The sequence below is a fragment of the Mariniphaga sediminis genome (assembly GCF_003573545.1).
Classification (GTDB): Bacteria; Bacteroidota; Bacteroidia; order Bacteroidales; family Prolixibacteraceae; genus Mariniphaga; species Mariniphaga sediminis.
Map to the genome: position 1 here is coordinate 300782 of NZ_QWET01000004.1, position 19830 is coordinate 320611.

Here is a 19830-nt window from a genome sequence, read left to right on the forward strand (position 1 = left end):
CAACCTGTTAGCGGCTGCCCTTTCAGTCATTCATATATCTTTAAACGCTAGTTCACAATTTGCTGAAATTTAGCATTGTTGAAATACTTTGCAAATTCCACATCGGTTTTTGCTTTCCCTTTCATAGCAGGATCCATGCTACATGCTGACTGGAGACTTTCGAGCAGCAGGTTTTCTCTTGCTGTGCGTGCGCCGATAACAGCTTTCAGGTATTCATTCAGAGCCGATTCACTTTCATCAGCTTCCAAATCTCTGAGAGCGCCGTTGTTGTCGCCACTCAATATTTTTGCCAGAGCGCTGTTTTCATCTTTGAAATCACTCATGTATCTTACAGCCTGATCGTAATTTGCTTTTTTGATATTAACCATACCCTGGTTGTAATCTACCTCGTCGCCAGCGCCTGAAGCAGCTCCAAATAATGTTTCTGCCGCATCCACGCTTCCTTCATAAAGAGCGATTGCACCAAGATTATTTTTAATGATAGGCTCATCGTTTTTCAACCTTTCAGCTTTTTCAAACAGTGGTTTTGCATCGTCATAATTCATTTGTTTAACCAGAATATAACCTGCATTGTTTGGTCCACGCCAGTCATTCGGATAAACTTTGATGAATGAATTATAAATGGCGAGTTGTTCATCCAGGCTGTCGAACAAGGTAGCCGCATAAAGCAACTCGGCAGGATTCAACGAAGCAGGATCTGATTTGGCCAGCGCCTTCAGCTCTTCATCAGTCTTACCAATGAGTTCAACACTGGTGAGCAGCTTGGCACGACGCAATTCAGGAAGAACGGTTTCTGCCAGTTCGGTGAAAGTTTCAGACAAGTTCCTGATTTCACGCTCACGTACTTCAGGATCGCTGTACATAGAAAGAACTCTCAAAATCAACTCTTTATCCTGAATATTAGAAGCTTCCAGTTTTTCTTTGAAACCATCCCAGTCTTCCGGGGTATATTTGGTTTGCAGGTCGATATTTACACCTACTTCTTTCAATTTTTTCGAAAGAAATTCGGAAGATGTATTTTTACGTTTGCCAGCCAGTTCAGTATTGAAATCGATGGTTCCGTCTGGTGAAGCATACGCAGAAACCTCTACATTTTTCAAATCAATACGTTCTTCCTCATTGGCTTTTTGGGTGTACTCCAAATAAGCCTTAATATCTTCGGCGGTAATTTCTTCATTCCGCAAGTTGGCACGGTTAATCAGATAATGAATATCTGCAAGCATTTCATCCGGAACAATTCTTTGAAACGGATCGATATTCGGATCGTATTTACCTGTGTTGTTTGCTTCGCGACGAACGCCTAAAATGGCTTTCGGTGCATTCGCAACCATTGTGCTGGTAGCAACTACGCCATCAGCTATTTTAATGGGATCAAAATCAAGTGTTTTAGCCCCTTTTGAGGCAGTCATGTTTACGATAAGTTGTGATCTCCTCATGGCTTCTACAAATTCTGCAGCATCTTTATAACTAAAAGTTCCTCCGGCATTGTAGCTAATCACCCTGTTGTTACCCTGAACCTTTTCTCCCTGAAGCGTAACCGGCCCCAAAGCCTTTTCGCCTCCTTCGTATTTCAACACAGGAGTGGCCGTTAAAGTGGCCTTCTTGTTGAAATATTTTACCGGGAACCTGCCATCGATAACTACATCAACTTCCCCTGCATGGGCTTCAAGTACCTCGGGTGTCACTTTAAATTGAATCTGATCAGCATTCTTTTTCATCTTTTTCAGCCCCGCACAACCCGAAAAAAGTACAGCAGCTAACGCCAAGAAGAGTAAAGATTTAAATTTGAAATTTTTCATAACATACCGTATTATTTAATTGATTTAAACATTATTTCCCTCCGCACACAAAAATAGCAAGCTTTTTCATTTCAGAAAGAGTTAGCCGGGAATTTTATGACAAAATCACCCGATTTATTCCTAATTTGTAATCACTTTTACTTATAATGTTTTTCAGAAGCTGGTAGTGCTCCAAATTTTTCACAAAATCAATCTGGCTTATATCCACCATAAGCACCGGGAATGTATCAACCTGTTTTAAATGACTAATATATCCTTCCTGTACCTTGCGGAGATAACCGGCTGTAATTCCCTGTTCATAATCTCTTCCCCGCATTTTTATATTTTCGAGCAACCTGGGTGTTTCGGCATGCAGAAACACATATAAATCAGGGTTTGGTATGCCATCGGAAACGATATCATAAATCTGCCGGAACAACTGATATTCATCAGAGTTCAACGTATGTCGGGCAAAAACAGCTGTTTTGGAAAAATGATAATCGGCTACAAACTGGGGCCGGGAAAGATCCGGACTCATTATCTCCTGCTTCACCTGAGTGTACCGGTTGGCCAGAAATGAAAGTTCAAGAGGAAAGGCATACCGGTCCTTATCTTTGTAAAACTTTGGCAGAAAAGGATTGTCATCAAACTGTTCTGTAATAAATTTGGCATTTAAGTCTTGCGCAAGCATTTTCGCCAGGGTAGTTTTACCTACTCCTATATTTCCTTCAATCACTAAAAACCGCATGCTTTGTCCAATAACCTTACATTAGTTTTTTGTCCATTCTCACTTTCCTGTCTTTTTTACTTCCCCAAAAGTAACCGGTAATCAACCCTATGGAGAAACCTGCCGACAGCATAACCCAGTCCTCTTCAGGGAATAGTTTCATCAGCAAGTAGCCCAGTAACAATCCGGCAATCATTCCAAAAAAGGAAAACAGGTACGTAAAATAAAAAGGTGGAAAATAACCGTGGAATTTTTGCATGTGAGAAGACAGGCGGTTAATGAGCCGGTCGTATTCGCGGCGTGACTTTCCGGGAATCTGAATCGCTTCATCCATTTTCCGGGAAATTTCGGCAATGTTCAGTTTTTCTTTTTCACAAACAGGGCAATCTTTGGAAAAAGCCCCTACCCGCTCAACATTTCGTTTAAACTCTTCTACCCTGAAAAACTGCAGATCACGCTTCCTGGTACCTTGCAGTTTCTCATCGAGCTGAGAAATCAATTCAGTTGCCCACTTTTCCATAATCTCAAAATTATATTGAATCAAATTTAGCAATAAAAAAAGAAAAGCCGTTCGGTAAAATACCGAACGGCCTTATCTCTTTAAGTATTTTATTGACTAATTATCATGTCGCGGATTACGATAATCTCTGCGATCCCTGTTGTCGCGTCGGTTATCCCTGCGATTATCGTGGCGGTTGTCGTGGCGGTTGTCGTGGCGGTTGTCTCTTCTCGGGGGACGATCACCTCTTGGCGGACGCTCAACATACCCCTCAGGTTTTGGAAGCAGTACTTTGCGCGAAAGCTTCAGTTTACCGGTTTTTTCATCAATACCGATAAGCTTCACTTCAATTTCTTCCCCTTCCTTAATAAAATCTTCGGCAGATTCCACCCGTTCCCAGGCCATTTCAGAAACATGAAGAAGTCCGTCTTTTCCAGGAATAACTTCGACAAATGCACCAAAAGAAACAACAGATTTTACTTTCCCTTTATACACTTCTCCCACTTCGGGCAGGGCAATAATAGCTTTAATCCGTTTTTTGGCAGCTTCTATTGCCTCAATACCTGCTCCTGAAATTTCAACAATACCCTTATCTTCGTTTTCTTCAATAACGATGACCGTTTCGGTTTCCTCCTGTATTGCCTGAATGATTTTACCTCCGGGGCCAATAACGGCGCCAATCATATCCTTCGGAATCTCAATCTTTTCTATCCGTGGCACATTGGGTTTAAAGTCTGCCCGTGGTTCGGGAATTACTTCAAGCATTTTACCCAGAATGTGGAGCCTTCCTTCTTTGGCCTGACTCAACGCCTGCGAAAGCACTTCGTATGAAAGTCCGTCTACCTTGATGTCCATTTGGGTAGCCGTGATCCCGTTTTCAGTACCAGCCACTTTAAAGTCCATATCACCAAGATGATCCTCGTCTCCCAGGATGTCAGAAAGGATGGCATATTTATCCGATTCTTTGTCTGTAATCAATCCCATCGCTATCCCTGAAACCGGCTTTTTCATCTTCATACCCGAGTCCATCATGGCCATCGTTCCGGCACACACAGTTGCCATGGAAGAAGAACCGTTTGATTCCAGGATGTCAGAAACCACACGAACGATATACGGGAAGTCCTGCGGAATCATCTTTTTCAGCGCCCGGTGCGCCAGGTTACCATGTCCTATTTCACGACGGCTAAGTCCTCTCGGCGTACGCGGCTCACCTACACAAAACGGTGGGAAATTATAATGGAGCAGGAATTTTTCTTTCCCTTGCACTGTTACATTATCGATAATCTTTTCATCCATTTTGGTACCCAGAGTTATCGAAGTCAGCGACTGGGTTTCGCCCCTGGTAAAGAGGGCCGAACCGTGAGCGCCGGGCAGGTAGTCTACCTCACCCCAAATTGACCTGATTTCATCTGTTTTCCGCCCATCGAGCCTGATTTTATCATCAAGAATCATTCGACGCATAGCCTCTTTTTCCACATCGTGGAAATATGTTTTAATCAGCATTTCCTGAACGTCGAGGTCTATTTCCCCATTTTCCGCGTTGGCCTCTTTGTATGCTTCGATAAACTCATCGCGGATGGCATCAAATGCCCCCATACGTTCCTGTTTGTTGTTGATTTGCTGTTTAGCCAAATCATAACATTTCTGATACAGGTCGGTCTTCACTTTTTCACGCAGCTCTTCGTCGTTTACTTCATGGCTGTATTCCCTTTTTACTACACCCAGTTCGGCAGCCAGTTCTTCCTGCGCCTTACAGTGTTTTTTTATCTCCTCGTGGGCAAACTTAATAGCTTCCAGCATTTCTTCTTCTGAAACCTCCTGCATTTCGCCCTCAACCATCATGATATTGTCGAAAGAGGCACCCACCATAATATCGATATCAGCCTGTTCCAGCTGTGCATGAGTGGGGTTAATCACAAATTCACCATTTATACGTCCCACGCGTACTTCGGAAATAGGTGTTTCAAACGGAACATCGGAAACAGCAATGGCTGCTGAAGCTGCCAGCCCGGCCAATGCATCAGGCAAATCTTCCTTGTTAGCCGAAATCAAAGATATCATCACTGCAGTTTCAGCATGGTAATCTTCGGGGAAAAGAGGACGTAACGCGCGGTCAACCAAACGTGCTACCAAAATTTCCTCATCAGAAGGCCTGCTTTCGCGTTTCAAAAATCCACCCGGGAAACGACCTGCTGCCGAAAATTTCTCGCGGTAATCAACCGAAAGTGGCATAAAATCCACATTCTCTTTTGCTTCCTGTGCTGACACAACGGTGGCCAGCACCATGGTTTCACCCATTCGTACCACTACTGAACCATCGGCTTGTTTAGCCAGCTTACCGGTTTCTATGGTAATCGACCTGCCATCGGCAAGTTCGATTGTTTTTGTTGTTGCATTTACCATAATTTTTCTTAAAAATTCAAATATTATCTTAATTACAATGGGTGGTGAGGCTTTGCAATATATAAAAAAGAAAGGCAATATACTATTGCCTTTCTGATATTTTTTTACTTACGTAAATTCAATTTTTCAATAATGGCGCGATAACGTCCAATATCCTTTTCCTTTAAATAATCGAGCAGACGACGACGCTTTCCTACCAATTTAATCAGCGCCCTGCGGGTACTAAAATCTTTTTTGTTTTGTTTCAGGTGTTCGGTCAGGTGAATAATCCTGAAGGTAAATAACGCAATCTGCCCTTCGGCGCTGCCAGTATCTTTCTCATCCTTGCCATACTGGGCAAAAAATTCCTGTTTTTTTTCCGGTGTTAAATACATTTTTAAAATTTTAAATTATACCATATTTAAACCGCAGCATCGCCTTCAATAACAACGGCTTAAAATTACCGGGCGCAAAAATAGGTAAAAGTTTTTGATTTCCAAGCCATATATTAATGATTGTGCAAGTCCCAAATTTATTCCAAAATTTTCTTATTCTCATAAAATATATTATTTGATTTTAGACCGATTGTTTGTACCTTGTCTCCATTTTTAGAAAAACTATTATTAATCTTAAATTTTAATATACTATGAGAAAAATTTACTTGTTGTTTTTGACAATAATGAGTACATCCGTGTTCTGCTATGGACAGATTTCACACCGGACGATTGAAGATAACGCCGGGATCGGGTTAAAATCCCAGGAGATCAACACTGATGTGCCCGTACAATTGTCTGCCGTTGCCGGCGAAGTGGTTTACCTAAAAACAAACACCTGTGATTACTGGTCTGTTGACGGCAATGTTATGGCATTAGACGCAACATTTGGTTCCGGAAACTGGACTGCCATGGAATTTGAGACCGTTGATGTAGGGGCATTGCTGGCCAGTGAGGTAAGATTCATTTTTATGGACGGATCTGATTGTGGCACATGCGAGTTTATAACCTTTTTAAATGCCTACAGAACGGATTTTGAGGATTGGGTTACAAACGGAGGATCTTTATTTTTAAATGCTGCCAGAAATGAATGCTCCGGAACCTTCGAAATGATGGCAGGAATATCTTTAAATGACGGATCAAGTGGCGTGGGCTATCCTGCAGACAATACACATCCTGTTTTCGTGGGGCCCAAAACCCCTGTATTGGCCAATCCTTATTACGGAAGTTCCTGGAGTCACGATTATCTTTCAGGACCTGACTTATATGTGATTATGACCGGCTTGCATACAAATCCAATATTGGCAGAAAAAGATCTCGGAGCCGGCAAAATAATGTTTGGCGGATTAACCCTGGATTTCATTGGAGACCATGAGTACTGGACTCCTGAACCCGAAGTCTCAAACCTGTACTCAAACATACTGCAATACATGTATGACGCTTCAATCTCCAGATGTCCAGACATTGTAACCAATAACGATCCCGGCACCAGTGGGGCTGTTGTAACCTATGATGCCCCGGCAGCTGAAGGCGCCATTGTTACCCAGATTGATGACAGTGGCCTTACCAGCGGAGACATTTTCCCAGTGGGAGAGACTGTACAGGAGTATGAATTCGACTTTGGCCCGGAAGGAAAAGATACTTGTAGTTTCACCGTTACTGTTGAAGACAATGAAGCGCCAGTGGCAGTTTGTAAGGAATCGGGAATAGGCAATGCGGCATATATCATCTCAACAAGTGGTGCTCCCTGGGGTCAAAATACAAATGAACAGGCCATGGATATGGTTTTCGGAAGTGGAAACTGGGATCAGCTGTATTACGAAACACTTGATCCGGGCACATTGCTATCAAATGCCTATGATTTTATTTTCATGGAAGGAGGAGATGATAACGCCAATGAAATGGAAACGTTCGTTGATGCGAATATTTCAGCTTTGGAAACATGGGTCGCCAATGGCGGACATCTCTTTTTAAATGCTGCTCCCAATGAAGGCGACGGAATGAATTGGGGATTCTGGGGAGTAGAACTAAATTACCCCTCTTCTTCAGGCTCGGCAGAGGCAGCTGCTCCCGAGCATCCTATTTTTGCAGGGCCCTTTACTCCTGTTATTACCGGACCTTATTCAGGCTCTTCATATTCTCATGCAAGTATTCCTGAAGAATTAAATGTTGTTGTGTTAATTCAGGAAGTAGGCAATCCTAATAAGCAAATATTATCTTATGCTGAATGGGGTTCAGGACTGGTATTTTTTGGTGGAATGACCACTACAAACTTCCATTCCCCACAACCCGAAGCAACAAATTTGCGTGCAAATATGATTGACTTCCTTTCAAGAACACAACTTGATTTCCAATTGGATAAAAATAAATCTGTTACCATTACTCCTGCTGATATTGATGGAGGAAGTTCTGACAATGTCGATATTGCATCCATGGAGGTAAGTCCTTCACAATTTGGAATTGATGATGTGGGCGAACAACTGGTTACGCTTACCGTTACCGATAACGCCGGAAACTCATCGTCTTGTACTTCCACCATTATCATTAAGGCAGATTACGTTACTGCCCCCCAAGTGGTTGCCAATTCACTGGAAGTTTATTTAGATGAAACAGGAAAGTATGTACTGAATCACGAAGATTTGGAAGTAATGGCAGAGGGCACCACCGATAACCTCACGCCTTTCGAAGAACTTGACCTTTCTGCATATCCTAAAATTTTTGAGTGTGACAATATTGGAGAAGTTATTCACACCCGGCTTACTGTTGAAGATGCTGATGGAAATATTTCGCGTGCATGGACTACTGTTACAGTGCTCGACACCCTTCCTCCTGCGGCCCTTTGCCAGGATATCGAAGTGTACCTCGACGAAAACGGGGAAGCATCCATTACTCCTGAAGACGTTGCTGTTTCCGGGGAGGATGGCAGCTATGATGCCTGTGGTATTGTATCATTGGAACTGGACAAACAAACCTTCGGGTGTGCCGATGCCGGCCCGAACAATGTAACCATTACCGTGACCGATCCAAGTGGAAATACAGGTACCTGTACCGCTGTTGTTACGGTAAAAGATACCTTCCCGCCGGTATTTGAACCGGTAGCCGACATTCAACTGGAAGTTGAGCCGGGTGTTACCGAAACAGCCATCAACTATCCCGGCATTGTGGTGACCGACAACTGTACGCTGGAACCGCAACTTTCTGAAGGACTCGGGCCAGACGGTTTGTTCCCCCTTGGAACAACCACTGAAACCTGGGTTGCCAGCGATCCGGCCGGGAACATGGCAACCGTTTCCTTTACCGTAACAGTAGCTGTAATCAACAGCCCGCCGGTACTGGTAAATCCCATAGCAGACCAGGCTGTCAATGCTTCCTATGTACTCAAAGTACCGGTCAGACCGGAGTTGGGTGAAGTGTTCGATGATGTTGACGGGGATGAACTGACAATCAGCGCCATGCTCGAAAACGGGGACCCGCTGCCGGCTTGGGCGGAAATGGTGAATGACTCTCTGGTATTTACCCCGCTTATTGCAGACACCGGTTGTGTTTCCATTATTGTTAAAGCTACTGACCCTGACGGTGCAGCTGCTGCAGACACATTCCAACTCTGCGTGGACGGATACCCGGTAAGCTCTCCTGCTGTGGATGCAGCGGCCCTGAATGTTACCCTCTATCCTAATCCAACCAGGGACAGGGTAAACATTGAAGTGCAGAACAGCATTTCAGGCCCTGCTGAAATATCGGTTTTCACCATGGACGGAAAACGGATTTTACAAAGAAACTATACAGACAACCGGCGGATCTCTTTCAGCATGAAAGAACATGTTTCGGGAATGTACTTTGTTAAAATCAATCTGCAGGGAAAGGATATTGTTAAAAAGCTTATCCTGAACAAATAGAAAAAAAACAAGTAAATTTTTTAATATAGAAGGGGTGGCCTGTTAATACAGGTCGCCCTTTTTTTTTCTAAATAAAAACACTTTGAAACTACACTTAACCTTTTGCTATCTATTCACTGCTTTCTAGTTAATCGTAGATAAGCTGAACTCCAAATAAATATTCTATACTGAAAGAATACCGGCATCATTTTTTGGGTGGCATAAGATAAAAAATTTACGATTTGAATATATTATTTTACAAATCGAACATCTATCATCCTTCCAAAATTCCTAATTTTAGCTCTAATTCTCTAAAACCTTTAAACAGAAACAAATCATCAAGGATTGACCGATTTCCGGCTTAAATTGGGGCTTAAGTGACCAGAGTTCATTGAAAAGGAATAACCCGGAAAGTGTACCTAACACTTTTTTAAGACAACTTCAATAAAAAATACAATAACCAAATTATCAATTCCATTTAAAACCAAATTGTTATGAAAAAATTTTACCTTTTCTTTTTATCAATGCTAATTTCAGCAACCAGCCTCTTCGGACAAAATTTGACTTACTCCATTGAGTTAAGTGATTATTTCGGAGATGGCTGGAATGGAGGGATTATTGATGTAGCAGTAAATGGGAATGTTATTCTGGATAATATAACTCTCCCGTCAGGCCATGGCCCAATAATCTATACTTTTTCTGTAGTTCCGGGAGACACGATTACTACCGATTTTATTGGAGGTTTCTTTATCGGGGAATGTCAATACGTTATTAAAAATGAAGAAGGAGTTGTGGTGGTGGAATCCGGGCAAGGGCTAGCTATTCCCGTTAACATTACCTATACGGTCCCGGGATATTCTTGCCCTGATGATATTTTGGTTGACAATGATCCGGGAATTTGTGGAGCAATTGTTAACTTTTCGGTTACTGCACCTGAAAAAGGTAGTATTGTTCAAACCGGTGGATTACCTGGTGGCAGTGAGTTTCCGATAGGGACAATGACAAACACATTTGAGTTAACTGATTCTCTTGGGGTTGAAACAACTTGCAGCTTTACGGTTACCGTTAACGACACCGAAGCGCCGGTATTGGATTGCCCCGAAAACATTGTAATTTCCAACGATCTGGACGAATGTGGCGCGATTGTTACTTTTAGTACACTGACTGATGAAATTCTACTGGATGAAGTTCTTCCCGGCAGTCTTTCTGACTGGGAAATTACAGATGAACAGTATAATCCAACATTATCTTATGACGAGATTGTTTCTCCCTATGACCAAACTACTGCAATTCGAACCAGAGTAGTTGGAAATACTCTTATGATGTGTGAAACGAAAGTTCTTACAAAAACCTACAACACCAGCGGCAACACCGAAACAACTGACCTTCAGGCCTATCTAGAATTTTCCTCAAATCTAACTACATATAATTTCCCTTATATTATTGTAGAATTGTTAGATGAGAATAATCAAAGTCTTGGACAACAAGTTTATTATGGAAAGGATATGGTAGGAAGTTTCTTTCTAAACGCATATATTTTGACAAATCCTGGTAATTATACAGAACTTCCTTCTGCAACAGGAGATATGATTCTGGATCTTTCAGCCATTGGAGAGAACATAGACTTTAACAAAATTAGCATTAAACTTTCCAATTATACCTGCATAGGAGAAAATTCCATAATCTTCGACCACCTGCGGGTTATTAATGGCGGTTCAGGTAATACTGACCCGGTAGCATCTGATAATTGTTCCGGTGTTCTGGCCGAAGCCAGTATTCCATCGGGTAGTTTTTTCCCAATTGGCACAACTCCTGTAACCATAACGGCATCCGATGCAGCAGGCAATACAGCAACCTGCATTTTTACCGTAACGGTAGAAGATACTGAAGAACCCGTAGCATTATGCAAAGAACAAGGAGAGGAGGGCAAAGCAGCTTACCTAAGAAATTCTGACTTTGACCCATGGCAAAACGGAAATGTGATTGGAATGAACAAGGTATTTGGCGAAGGCAACTGGGATGATTTGAGGTTTTCAACCGTTGATCCCGGAATACTCTTTTCCCAGGAATACAGCTTCGTTTTTATCGATGGCTGTAATGACGGAGCCGCAGCAATGGAAACTTTCATCAATGCCAATACAGCCCAGATGGAAAGCTGGGTAAATGATGGAGGTGCCTTATTTTTAAATTCTGCCCCTAACGTAGACGATGGAATGAATTTCGGATTCGGAGGCTTTGAACTGACATTTCCGGAAAGCACCGGTGAGGCAACAACAAACAATCCGGGCCATCCTATTTTTAACGGTCCCAACCTTCCGGTGGGCACCCAGTGGACAGGAGATTCCTTTGCCCATGCCATTATTACTCCCCCGGAACAGAACTATACTTCGCTGATCGTCAACACCTCAAGCCAAAAGGATGTACTGACAGAAATCAAATGGGGCAAAGGCACAGTTCTTTTTGGAGGGATGACCCTTCCCATTTTCCAGGAACCCGGTTTTGGTTCGGGCCCTCATCCTGAAATCGAGAACCTGCATACTAACATGCTGCAATACCTTGCAGATAATGCTGCCAACTACCAAAATTTGATTTTTTATCTGGATGAAAACGGACAAACATCAGTAGCACTGGAGGATATAGATGCAGGAAGCTCCGACAACTGCGGCATTGCATCAATGGAACTCAACCAGTACGACTTTGATTACAACCACATTGGAGAACAGCAGGTCACTTTAACGGTTACTGACGAAGCAGGAAATTCCTCATTCTGTACCTCCATTGTTATGATCGCCGACAGCATTGCACCCGTTGCGGTAGCCAATCCAATAGAAGTGATTCTTGACGAAACCGGAAGGTATGTGCTTAATCAAGAAGACCTCGAAGAAATGGCTGCAGGCACCTCCGACAATGCGACTCCGTTTGAAAATATAAAACTGACCGCCTATCCCAAAATATTTGTTTGTGACAACGTTGGTGAAACAATGCATGTAAGGCTGACAGTGGAAGATGAAAGTGGAAATATCGACAGGCAGTGGACTACTGTTACAGTGCTTGATACCCTTCCTCCTGCGGCCCTTTGTCAGGATATCGAAGTATACCTCGACGAAAACGGGGAAGCATCCATTACTCCTGAAGACGTTGCTGTTTCCGGGGAGGATGGCAGCTACGATGCCTGTGGTATTGTTTCATTGGAACTGGACAAACAAACTTTCGGGTGTGCCGATGCCGGCCCGAACAATGTGACCGTGACCGTGACCGACCCAAGTGGAAATACAGGTACCTGTACCGCTGTTGTTACGGTAAAAGATACCTTCCCGCCGGTATTTGAACCGGTAGCTGACATTCAACTGGAAGTTGAGCCGGGTGTTACCGAAACAGCCATCAACTATCCCGACATTGTGGTAACCGACAACTGTACGCTGGAACCCCAACTTACCGAAGGACTCGGACCAGACGGGTTGTTCCCCCTTGGTACAACTACTGAAACCTGGGCTACCAGCGATCCGGCAGGGAACATGGCAACCGTTTCCTTTACCGTAACGGTAACTGCAATTAACAGCCCGCCGGTACTGGTAAACCCCATTGCCGACCAGGTTGTCAATGCTTCCTATGTACTCAAAGTACCGGTCAGACCGGAGTTGGGTGAAGTGTTCGATGATGTTGACGGAGATGAACTGACAATCAGCGCCATGCTCGAAAACGGGGACCCGCTGCCGGCTTGGGCGGAAATGGTGGATGACTCGCTGGTATTTACCCCGCTTATTGCGGATACTGGTTGTGTTTCCATTATAGTTAAAGCTACCGACCCCGACGGAGCTGCTGCTGCAGACACATTCCAACTCTGCGTGGACGGATATCCGGTAAGCTCTCCTGCTGTGGATGCAGCAGCCCTGAATGTTACTCTCTATCCTAATCCAACCAGGGACAGGGTAAACATTGAAGTGCAGAACAGCATTTCAGGCCCTGCTGAAATATCGGTTTATACCATGGACGGGAAACGGGTTTTACAAAGAAACTATACAGACAACCGGCGGATCTCTTTCAGCATGAAAGAGCAGGTGTCGGGAATGTACTTTGTTAAAATCAATCTGCAGGGAAAGGATATTGTTAAAAAGCTTGTCCTGAACAAATAGCAAAAACAAGTAAATTTTTAATATCGAAAGGGTGGCCTGTGATTACAGGTCGCCCTTTTTTTATTCTTGTCCGGGCTCATTTAAAACCAAACTTATGGTTGAAAACTTTTAGAATAAAAAATTAACTTTTTCTTTGAAAAACATAAAAATTATTACTTCTTTTATTATTCTGCAATAAGTACCATACGTTCAGAATGATACAAAAACATAAAAATCAACAGTTTATAACCTTTTAAAAATTACAGAATGAAAAAAAATTTACTTGTTTTTTTTAGTTTGATGTTGCTTGCCCTGTTTGGCTATGCCCAGCAAAAAGCGCTATCGGATTTGTTTCCCAAAAAAGATGCGCTTCTGAAGAGTGCTTCTCTGGAAGTAACTTCTCAGGTTATTCAAAAATCAGCAGAAACCTCCAATTGTACTATTGATGCCCTAATTCTCTTTTCTGACGATGAGGCTACCACTTTACAAACCAATTTAATGGCAACCGGCAAGTTCAATTCAGTCGGTTTGTTTAATCTCAACCTAAATCCAAATGTAACGTTAGCCGATATTCAGAATTACGATGCTGTTCTTGTATATTTTAATTACCCAGCCAATTACAGTATTATTAAACAAGCACTTCAGGGTTATATGGATTTAGGAGGAGGAGTTGTTACGTGTGTTGCTACAAACTTTGGAAGTTGGAATTTACAACTCGACCCCGGCTATGCCGTGGTTGGCACAGCACCAGGCTATACCTTCTCCGCACTGTCTTTCGGGACTATTCATGACAGTTCTCATCCTATAATGGAAGGAATTTCAAGCATTACCTTAAGTAATAATGCATACTACTACGGCGCCCCCCTAAATCCTGAGGCAACTATCATTGCTGATTGGAACAACGGCGAACCGGCAATAGCTGTAAGGGAGAATATTAGCACAGGAAGCGCCCGCGCAGCCGATCTGAATTTTTTCCCACACCCATACCATGTTGAGGACCCAAATGCCTATTTATTAATGGCCAATACCTTGCTCTGGACATCACAAAAATGTGACTGCCCAGACATTGTAGCCGATAACGACCCCGGTACCTGCGGAGCCGTTGTAACCTATGATGCCCCTGCACCGGGAGGCGCCATTGTTACCCAGGTTGATAACAGCGGCCTTACCAGCGGAGACCTTTTCCCCATAGGAGAGACTGTACAGGAGTATGAACTCGACTTTGGCCCGGAGGGGAAAGACACCTGCAGTTTCACCGTAACGGTAAATGACGCGGAATTACCCGTGCCAACCTGCCCGGCAAATGTCACTACAGGAAATGACCCGGGCGAGGACGGAGCCCTTGTTTGGTACGCATCCACACAAAACTTTACAGGTCCTTTTGCTCCTGAGAACTGGGACCTGGTAACCAATGGAGGTAATGGGCACATCGATCTTTCTGGCGCCCCAACACAGATTACATTGTGGGGTTCTGACGGTAGTGGGGCATCCTCACCGGATACCGAATACAAAATTACTATCCCTTCTGATGGTATGATGTCATTCGACTGGGACTATTACACCTACGATTGGGGGCCCAACTATGACCCATTCGGATACAGCATAAATGGTGTATTCACACAGTTGACAGACAATTCAGGGAGTGGTACACAAAACGGTTCCATTTCCATTCCTCTAAACCAGGGCGACGTATTTGCTTTTGTTGTCCAAACAACGGATGACGCTGTAGGTCCGGGGACCTCAACAATGGTAAGTTTTAGTTTTGACAGCAACAATATTGATGTCAGCGATAATTGCCCCGGGGCAACCATCGAAGCCGATCACGAAAATGGCTCCTTCTTCCCATTCGGGGAAACAGTGGTCACTTTAACGGCTACCGATGCATCAGGCAACATGGCCACCTGTAGTTTTACAGTAACAGTGGTAGACATCGATCCCCCCGTTGCTGTTGCCAATCCAATAGAAGTAGTACTTGACGAAACCGGAAAATATACACTCACTCCCGAAGACCTCGAAGAAATGGCACAGGGATCAACGGATAATTATACTGCTTCCGGTGACCTGAAACTAAGCGCCTACCCCAAAATGTTTGTTTGCGATAACGTGGGCGAAACAATGCACGTAAGGCTGACCGTAGAGGACGAAAACGGGAATACCGATTGGCAGTGGACTACTGTTACAGTGATTGATACCCTTCCCCCTGTGGCCCTTTGCCAGGATATCGAAGTGTACCTCGACGAAAACGGGGAAGCATCCATTACCCCTGAAGACGTTGCTGTTTCCGGGGAGGATGGCAGCTACGATGCCTGTGGTATTGTATCATTGGAACTGGACAAAGAAACCTTCGGGTGTGCCGATGCCGGCCCGAACAATGTAACCATTACCGTGACCGATCCAAGTGGAAACACAGGTACCTGTACCGCTGTTGTTACGGTAAAAGATACCTTCCCGCCGGTATTTGAACCGGTAGCTGACATTCAACTGGAAGTTGAGGCAGGTGTTACCGAAACAGCCATCAACTATCCCGGCATTGTGGTAACCGACAACTGTACGCTGGAACCCCAACTTACCGAAGGACTCGGACCAGACGGGTTGTTCCCCCTTGGTACAACTACTGAAACCTGGGCTGCCAGCGATCCGGCAGGGAACATGGCAACCGTTTCCTTTACCGTAACGGTAACTGCAATTAACAGCCCGCCGGTACTGGTAAACCCCATTGCCGACCAGGTTGTCAATGCTTCCTATGTACTCAAAGTACCGGTCAGACCGGAGTTGGGTGAAGTGTTCGATGATGTTGACGGAGATGAACTGACAATCAGCGCCATGCTTGAAAACGGGGACCCGCTGCCGGCTTGGGTGGAAATGGTGGATGACTCGCTGGTATTTACCCCGCTTATTGCGGATACTGGTTGTGTTTCCATTATAGTTAAAGCTACTGACCCTGACGGTGCAGCTGCTGCAGACACATTCCAACTCTGCGTGGACGGATACCCGGTAAGCTCTCCTGCTGTGGATGCAGCGGCCCTGAATGTTACCCTCTATCCTAATCCAACCAGGGACAGGGTAACCATTGAAGTGCAGAACAGCATTTCAGGCCCTGCTGAAGTATCGGTTTTCACCATGGACGGGAAACTGGTTTTACAAAGAAACTATACAGACAACCGGCGGATCTCTTTCAGCATGAGAGAGCATGTTTCGGGGATGTACTTTGTTAAAATCAATCTGCAGGGAAAGGATATTGTCAAAAAGCTTGTCCTGAACAAATAGCAAAAACAAGTAAATTTTTAATATCGAAAGGGTGGCCTGTGATTACAGGTCGCCCTTTTTTTTGTTCTTGTCCGGGCTCATTTTATCAGTGCCCCTTTTTTTATATCAAACCTATGGTTGAAAACTTTTAGAATAAAAAAATCAACTTTTCCTTTGAAAAACATAAAAAATATTATTTTTTTATCCTCCTCAATAGGCATCACACATTCAGCGTATTGCGACAAATAAAAATCAATAGTTCACAACCTTTAAAAAATTACAGAATGAAAAAAATTCTACTTGTTTTTCTTACAGTGCAATTTTTGTTGTACAATGCATTTGGTCAGAATGAGAATTCTCCGGGGATTTATATTCCGGGCATTAAAACACTCAAAAAAAGTGCTGTTATTCCTCAGGTGCCAGATTCAAACCCAAAAGCCTCTACATCAGGAACTATCGTCCTTAATTTTGAAGGACTGAACAATATGGATCCAATAAATGAATTTTACAACGGCGGAACCAGCGGGAGTGGAAACACCGGGACAGATTATGGAATCTCATTTACTGCTGATGCGCTTGCCATTATAGATGCAGATAATGGAGGTTCGGGAAATTTTGCCAATGAACCCAGTCCAAGTACCATTATGTTTTTTGTAAATAGTGATCCAATACTGAATTTACCTGCCGGGTTTACGACGGGTTTTTCCTTTTACTACTGCTCTGCCGCTAATGGCGTGGTAGAAATCTATGATGATTTGAATGGCACAGGGAATTTGATAGGCTCATACACTTTTGCTTCTAATAATGGCATAGGGGCAGGCGACCCTACCGGCGATTTTGCAAATTGGGAGCCTGTAGGAGTACCTTTCAACGGAGTTGGAAAATCTGTTATTTTTGAAGGAGTTGCCAATCAGTGTGGATTTGATGATATTACCTTCGGAAGCATATCTCCGGGGCAACCTACTTGCCCAGACATTGTAGCCGATAACGACCCCGGTACCTGCGGAGCCGTTGTAACCTATGATGCCCCTGCACCGGGAGGCGCCATTGTTACCCAGGTTGATAACAGCGGCCTTACCAGCGGAGACCTTTTCCCCGTAGGGGAGACTGTACAGGAGTATGAACTCGACTTTGGCGAAGGTGGAAAAGACACCTGCAGTTTCACCGTAACGGTAAATGACGTGGAACCACCGGTGCCAACCTGCCCGGCAAATGTCACTACAGGAAATGACCCGGGCGAGGACGGAGCCCTTGTTTGGTACGCATCCACACAAAACTTTACAGGTCCTTTTGCTCCTGAGAACTGGGATCTGGCAACCAATGGAGGTAACGGGTATATCGATCTTTCAGCCGCCCCAACACAGATTACATTGTGGGGTTCCAACGATAGCGGGGCATCCTCACCGGATACCGAATACAAAATTACTATCCCCACTGATGGGACGATGTCGTTCGACTGGGACTATTTAACTTTTGATGTAGACGGTCCCTACTATGACCCATTCGGATACAGCATAAATGGCGTGTTCACTCAGTTGACAGCGGACAATGGAAGTGATACACAAAACGGCTCCATTTCCATTCCTTTAAACCAGGGCGACGTATTTGCTTTTGTAGTCCAAACAACTGACGATGGAATGGGACCGGGAACCTCAACGATGGTCAGCTTCAGTTTTGACAGCAACAATATTGATGTCAGCGATAATTGCCCCGGGGCAACCATCGAAGCCGATCACGAAAATGGCTCCTTCTTCCCATTCGGGGAAACAGTGGTCACTTTAACCGCTACCGATGCATCAGGAAACATGGCTACCTGTAGTTTTACGGTAACAGTGGTAGACATCGATCCCCCTGTTGCTGTTGCCAACCCAATAGAAGTAGTGCTTGACGAAACCGGGAAATACACTCTCACTCCCGAAGACCTCGAAGAAATGGCACAGGGATCAACGGATAATTATACTGCTTCCGGTGACCTGAAACTAAGCGCCTATCCCAAAATATTTGTTTGCGATAACGTGGGCGAAACAATGCACGTGCGACTGACCGTAGAGGACGAAAACGGAAATACCGACTGGCAGTGGACTACTGTTACAGTGCTCGACACCCTTCCCCCTGTGGCCCTTTGCCAGGATATCGAAGTGTACCTCGACGAAAACGGGGAAGCATCCATTACCCCTGAAGACGTTGCTGTTTCCGGGGAGGATGGCAGCTACGATGCCTGTGGTATTGTTTCACTGGAACTGGACAAACAAACCTTCGGGTGTGCCGATGCCGGCCCGAACAATGTGACCATTACCGTGACCGATCCAAGTGGAAATACAGGTACCTGTACCGCTGTTGTTACGGTAAAAGATACCTTCCCGCCGGTATTTGAACCGGTAGCTGACATTCAACTGGAAGTTGAGGCAGGTGTTACCGAAACAGCCATCAACTATCCCGACATTGTGGTAACCGACAACTGTACGCTGGAACCCCAACTTACCGAAGGACTCGGACCAGACGGGTTGTTCCCCCTTGGTACAACTACTGAAACATGGGCTGCCAGCGATCCGGCAGGGAACATGGCAACCGTTTCCTTTACCGTAACGGTAACTGCAATCAACAGCCCGCCGGTACTGGTAAACCCCATTGCCGACCAGGTTGTCAATGCTTCCTATGTACTCAAAGTGCCGGTCAGACCGGAGTTGGGTGAAGTGTTCGATGATGTTGACGGGGATGAACTGACAATCAGCGCCATGCTTGAAAACGGGGATCCACTGCCGGCTTGGGCGGAAATGGTGGATGACTCGCTGGTATTTAACCCGCTTATTGCAGACACCGGTTGTGTTTCCATTATAGTTAAAGCTACCGACCCCGACGGTGCAGCTGCTGCAGACACATTCCAACTCTGCGTGGACGGATACCCGGTAAGCTCTCCTGCTGTGGATGCAGCGGCCCTGAATGTTACCCTCTATCCTAATCCAACCAGGGACAGGGTAACCATTGAAGTGCAGAACAGCATTTCAGGCCCTGCCGAAGTATCGGTTTTCACCATGGATGGGAAACTGGTTTTACAGAGAAACTATACAGACAACCGACGTATCTCTTTCAATATGAAAGAGCAGGTGTCGGGAATGTACTTTGTTAAACTCAATATCCAGGGAAAGGATATTGTTAAAAAGCTTGTCCTGAACAAATAGCAAAAACAAGTAAATTTTTAATATCGAAAGGGTGGCCTG

The 19830-nt window shown here is 44.4% G+C and carries 9 protein-coding genes; 4 read left to right on the plus strand and 5 right to left on the minus strand.

Features of this window, described 5'->3' with window-relative positions; genetic code table 11:
* Window positions 1–47: 47 nt before the first annotated feature.
* The 5 genes from D1164_RS07310 to rpsO all read right to left on the minus strand — a co-directional run bounded on the left by D1164_RS07310 (window position 48) and on the right by rpsO (window position 5781).
* Complete coding sequence (locus D1164_RS07310) at window positions 48–1718, minus strand: tetratricopeptide repeat protein (RefSeq protein ID WP_241558266.1); 1671 nt, start codon at window positions 1716–1718, stop codon at window positions 48–50.
* A 175-nt stretch (window positions 1719–1893) separates the two neighbouring features.
* The gene (locus D1164_RS07315) at window positions 1894–2526 is read right to left on the minus strand and encodes a deoxynucleoside kinase (RefSeq protein ID WP_119349298.1); all 633 of its coding nucleotides are present in this window, start codon (window positions 2524–2526) and stop codon (window positions 1894–1896) included.
* Between the two features lie 16 nt (window positions 2527–2542).
* A complete protein-coding gene (locus D1164_RS07320; RefSeq protein ID WP_119349299.1) occupies window positions 2543–3025 on the minus strand; it encodes a hypothetical protein in 483 nt (160 codons plus the stop codon).
* A gap of 96 nt (window positions 3026–3121) precedes the next feature.
* The gene (locus tag D1164_RS07325) at window positions 3122–5407 is read right to left on the minus strand and encodes a polyribonucleotide nucleotidyltransferase (protein ID WP_119349300.1); all 2286 of its coding nucleotides are present in this window, start codon (window positions 5405–5407) and stop codon (window positions 3122–3124) included.
* A 104-nt stretch (window positions 5408–5511) separates the two neighbouring features.
* Window positions 5512–5781: a 30S ribosomal protein S15 gene (gene rpsO / locus D1164_RS07330; RefSeq protein ID WP_119349301.1), complete on the minus strand. Its 270-nt coding sequence runs from the start codon at window positions 5779–5781 to the stop codon at window positions 5512–5514.
* Between the two features lie 251 nt (window positions 5782–6032).
* On the opposite strand from rpsO, the gene D1164_RS07335 reads away from it, so the two are divergent.
* The 4 genes from D1164_RS07335 (at window position 6033) to D1164_RS07350 (ending at window position 19791) form a co-directional block, all read left to right on the plus strand.
* Entirely contained in the window at window positions 6033–9275 is a 3243-nt protein-coding gene (locus tag D1164_RS07335) for an HYR domain-containing protein (RefSeq protein ID WP_119349302.1), read from the plus strand.
* A 473-nt stretch (window positions 9276–9748) separates the two neighbouring features.
* A complete protein-coding gene (locus D1164_RS07340; RefSeq protein ID WP_119349303.1) occupies window positions 9749–13387 on the plus strand; it encodes an HYR domain-containing protein in 3639 nt (1212 codons plus the stop codon).
* Between the two features lie 246 nt (window positions 13388–13633).
* Window positions 13634–16633 carry an HYR domain-containing protein gene (locus D1164_RS07345; RefSeq protein WP_119349304.1) on the plus strand — a complete coding sequence of 1000 codons (3000 nt, stop codon included), beginning with the start codon at window positions 13634–13636 and terminating at the stop codon, window positions 16631–16633.
* Between the two features lie 263 nt (window positions 16634–16896).
* On the plus strand, window positions 16897–19791 hold the full coding sequence (locus tag D1164_RS07350; RefSeq protein WP_119349305.1) for an HYR domain-containing protein: 2895 nt from the start codon (window positions 16897–16899) through the stop codon (window positions 19789–19791).
* The last annotated feature ends 39 nt before the right edge of the window (window positions 19792–19830 follow it).

Coding starts and splice junctions, on each gene's coding strand:
- D1164_RS07310 (WP_241558266.1), bottom strand. CDS start 1,718: ATGAAAAAGAATGCTGATCAGATTCAATTTAAAGTGACACCCGAGGTA.
- D1164_RS07315 (WP_119349298.1), bottom strand. CDS start 2,526: ATGCGGTTTTTAGTGATTGAAGGAAATATAGGAGTAGGTAAAACTACC.
- D1164_RS07320 (WP_119349299.1), bottom strand. CDS start 3,025: ATGGAAAAGTGGGCAACTGAATTGATTTCTCAGCTCGATGAGAAACTG.
- D1164_RS07325 (WP_119349300.1), bottom strand. CDS start 5,407: ATGGTAAATGCAACAACAAAAACAATCGAACTTGCCGATGGCAGGTCG.
- rpsO (WP_119349301.1), bottom strand. CDS start 5,781: ATGTATTTAACACCGGAAAAAAAACAGGAATTTTTTGCCCAGTATGGC.
- D1164_RS07335 (WP_119349302.1), top strand. CDS start 6,033: ATGAGAAAAATTTACTTGTTGTTTTTGACAATAATGAGTACATCCGTG.
- D1164_RS07340 (WP_119349303.1), top strand. CDS start 9,749: ATGAAAAAATTTTACCTTTTCTTTTTATCAATGCTAATTTCAGCAACC.
- D1164_RS07345 (WP_119349304.1), top strand. CDS start 13,634: ATGAAAAAAAATTTACTTGTTTTTTTTAGTTTGATGTTGCTTGCCCTG.
- D1164_RS07350 (WP_119349305.1), top strand. CDS start 16,897: ATGAAAAAAATTCTACTTGTTTTTCTTACAGTGCAATTTTTGTTGTAC.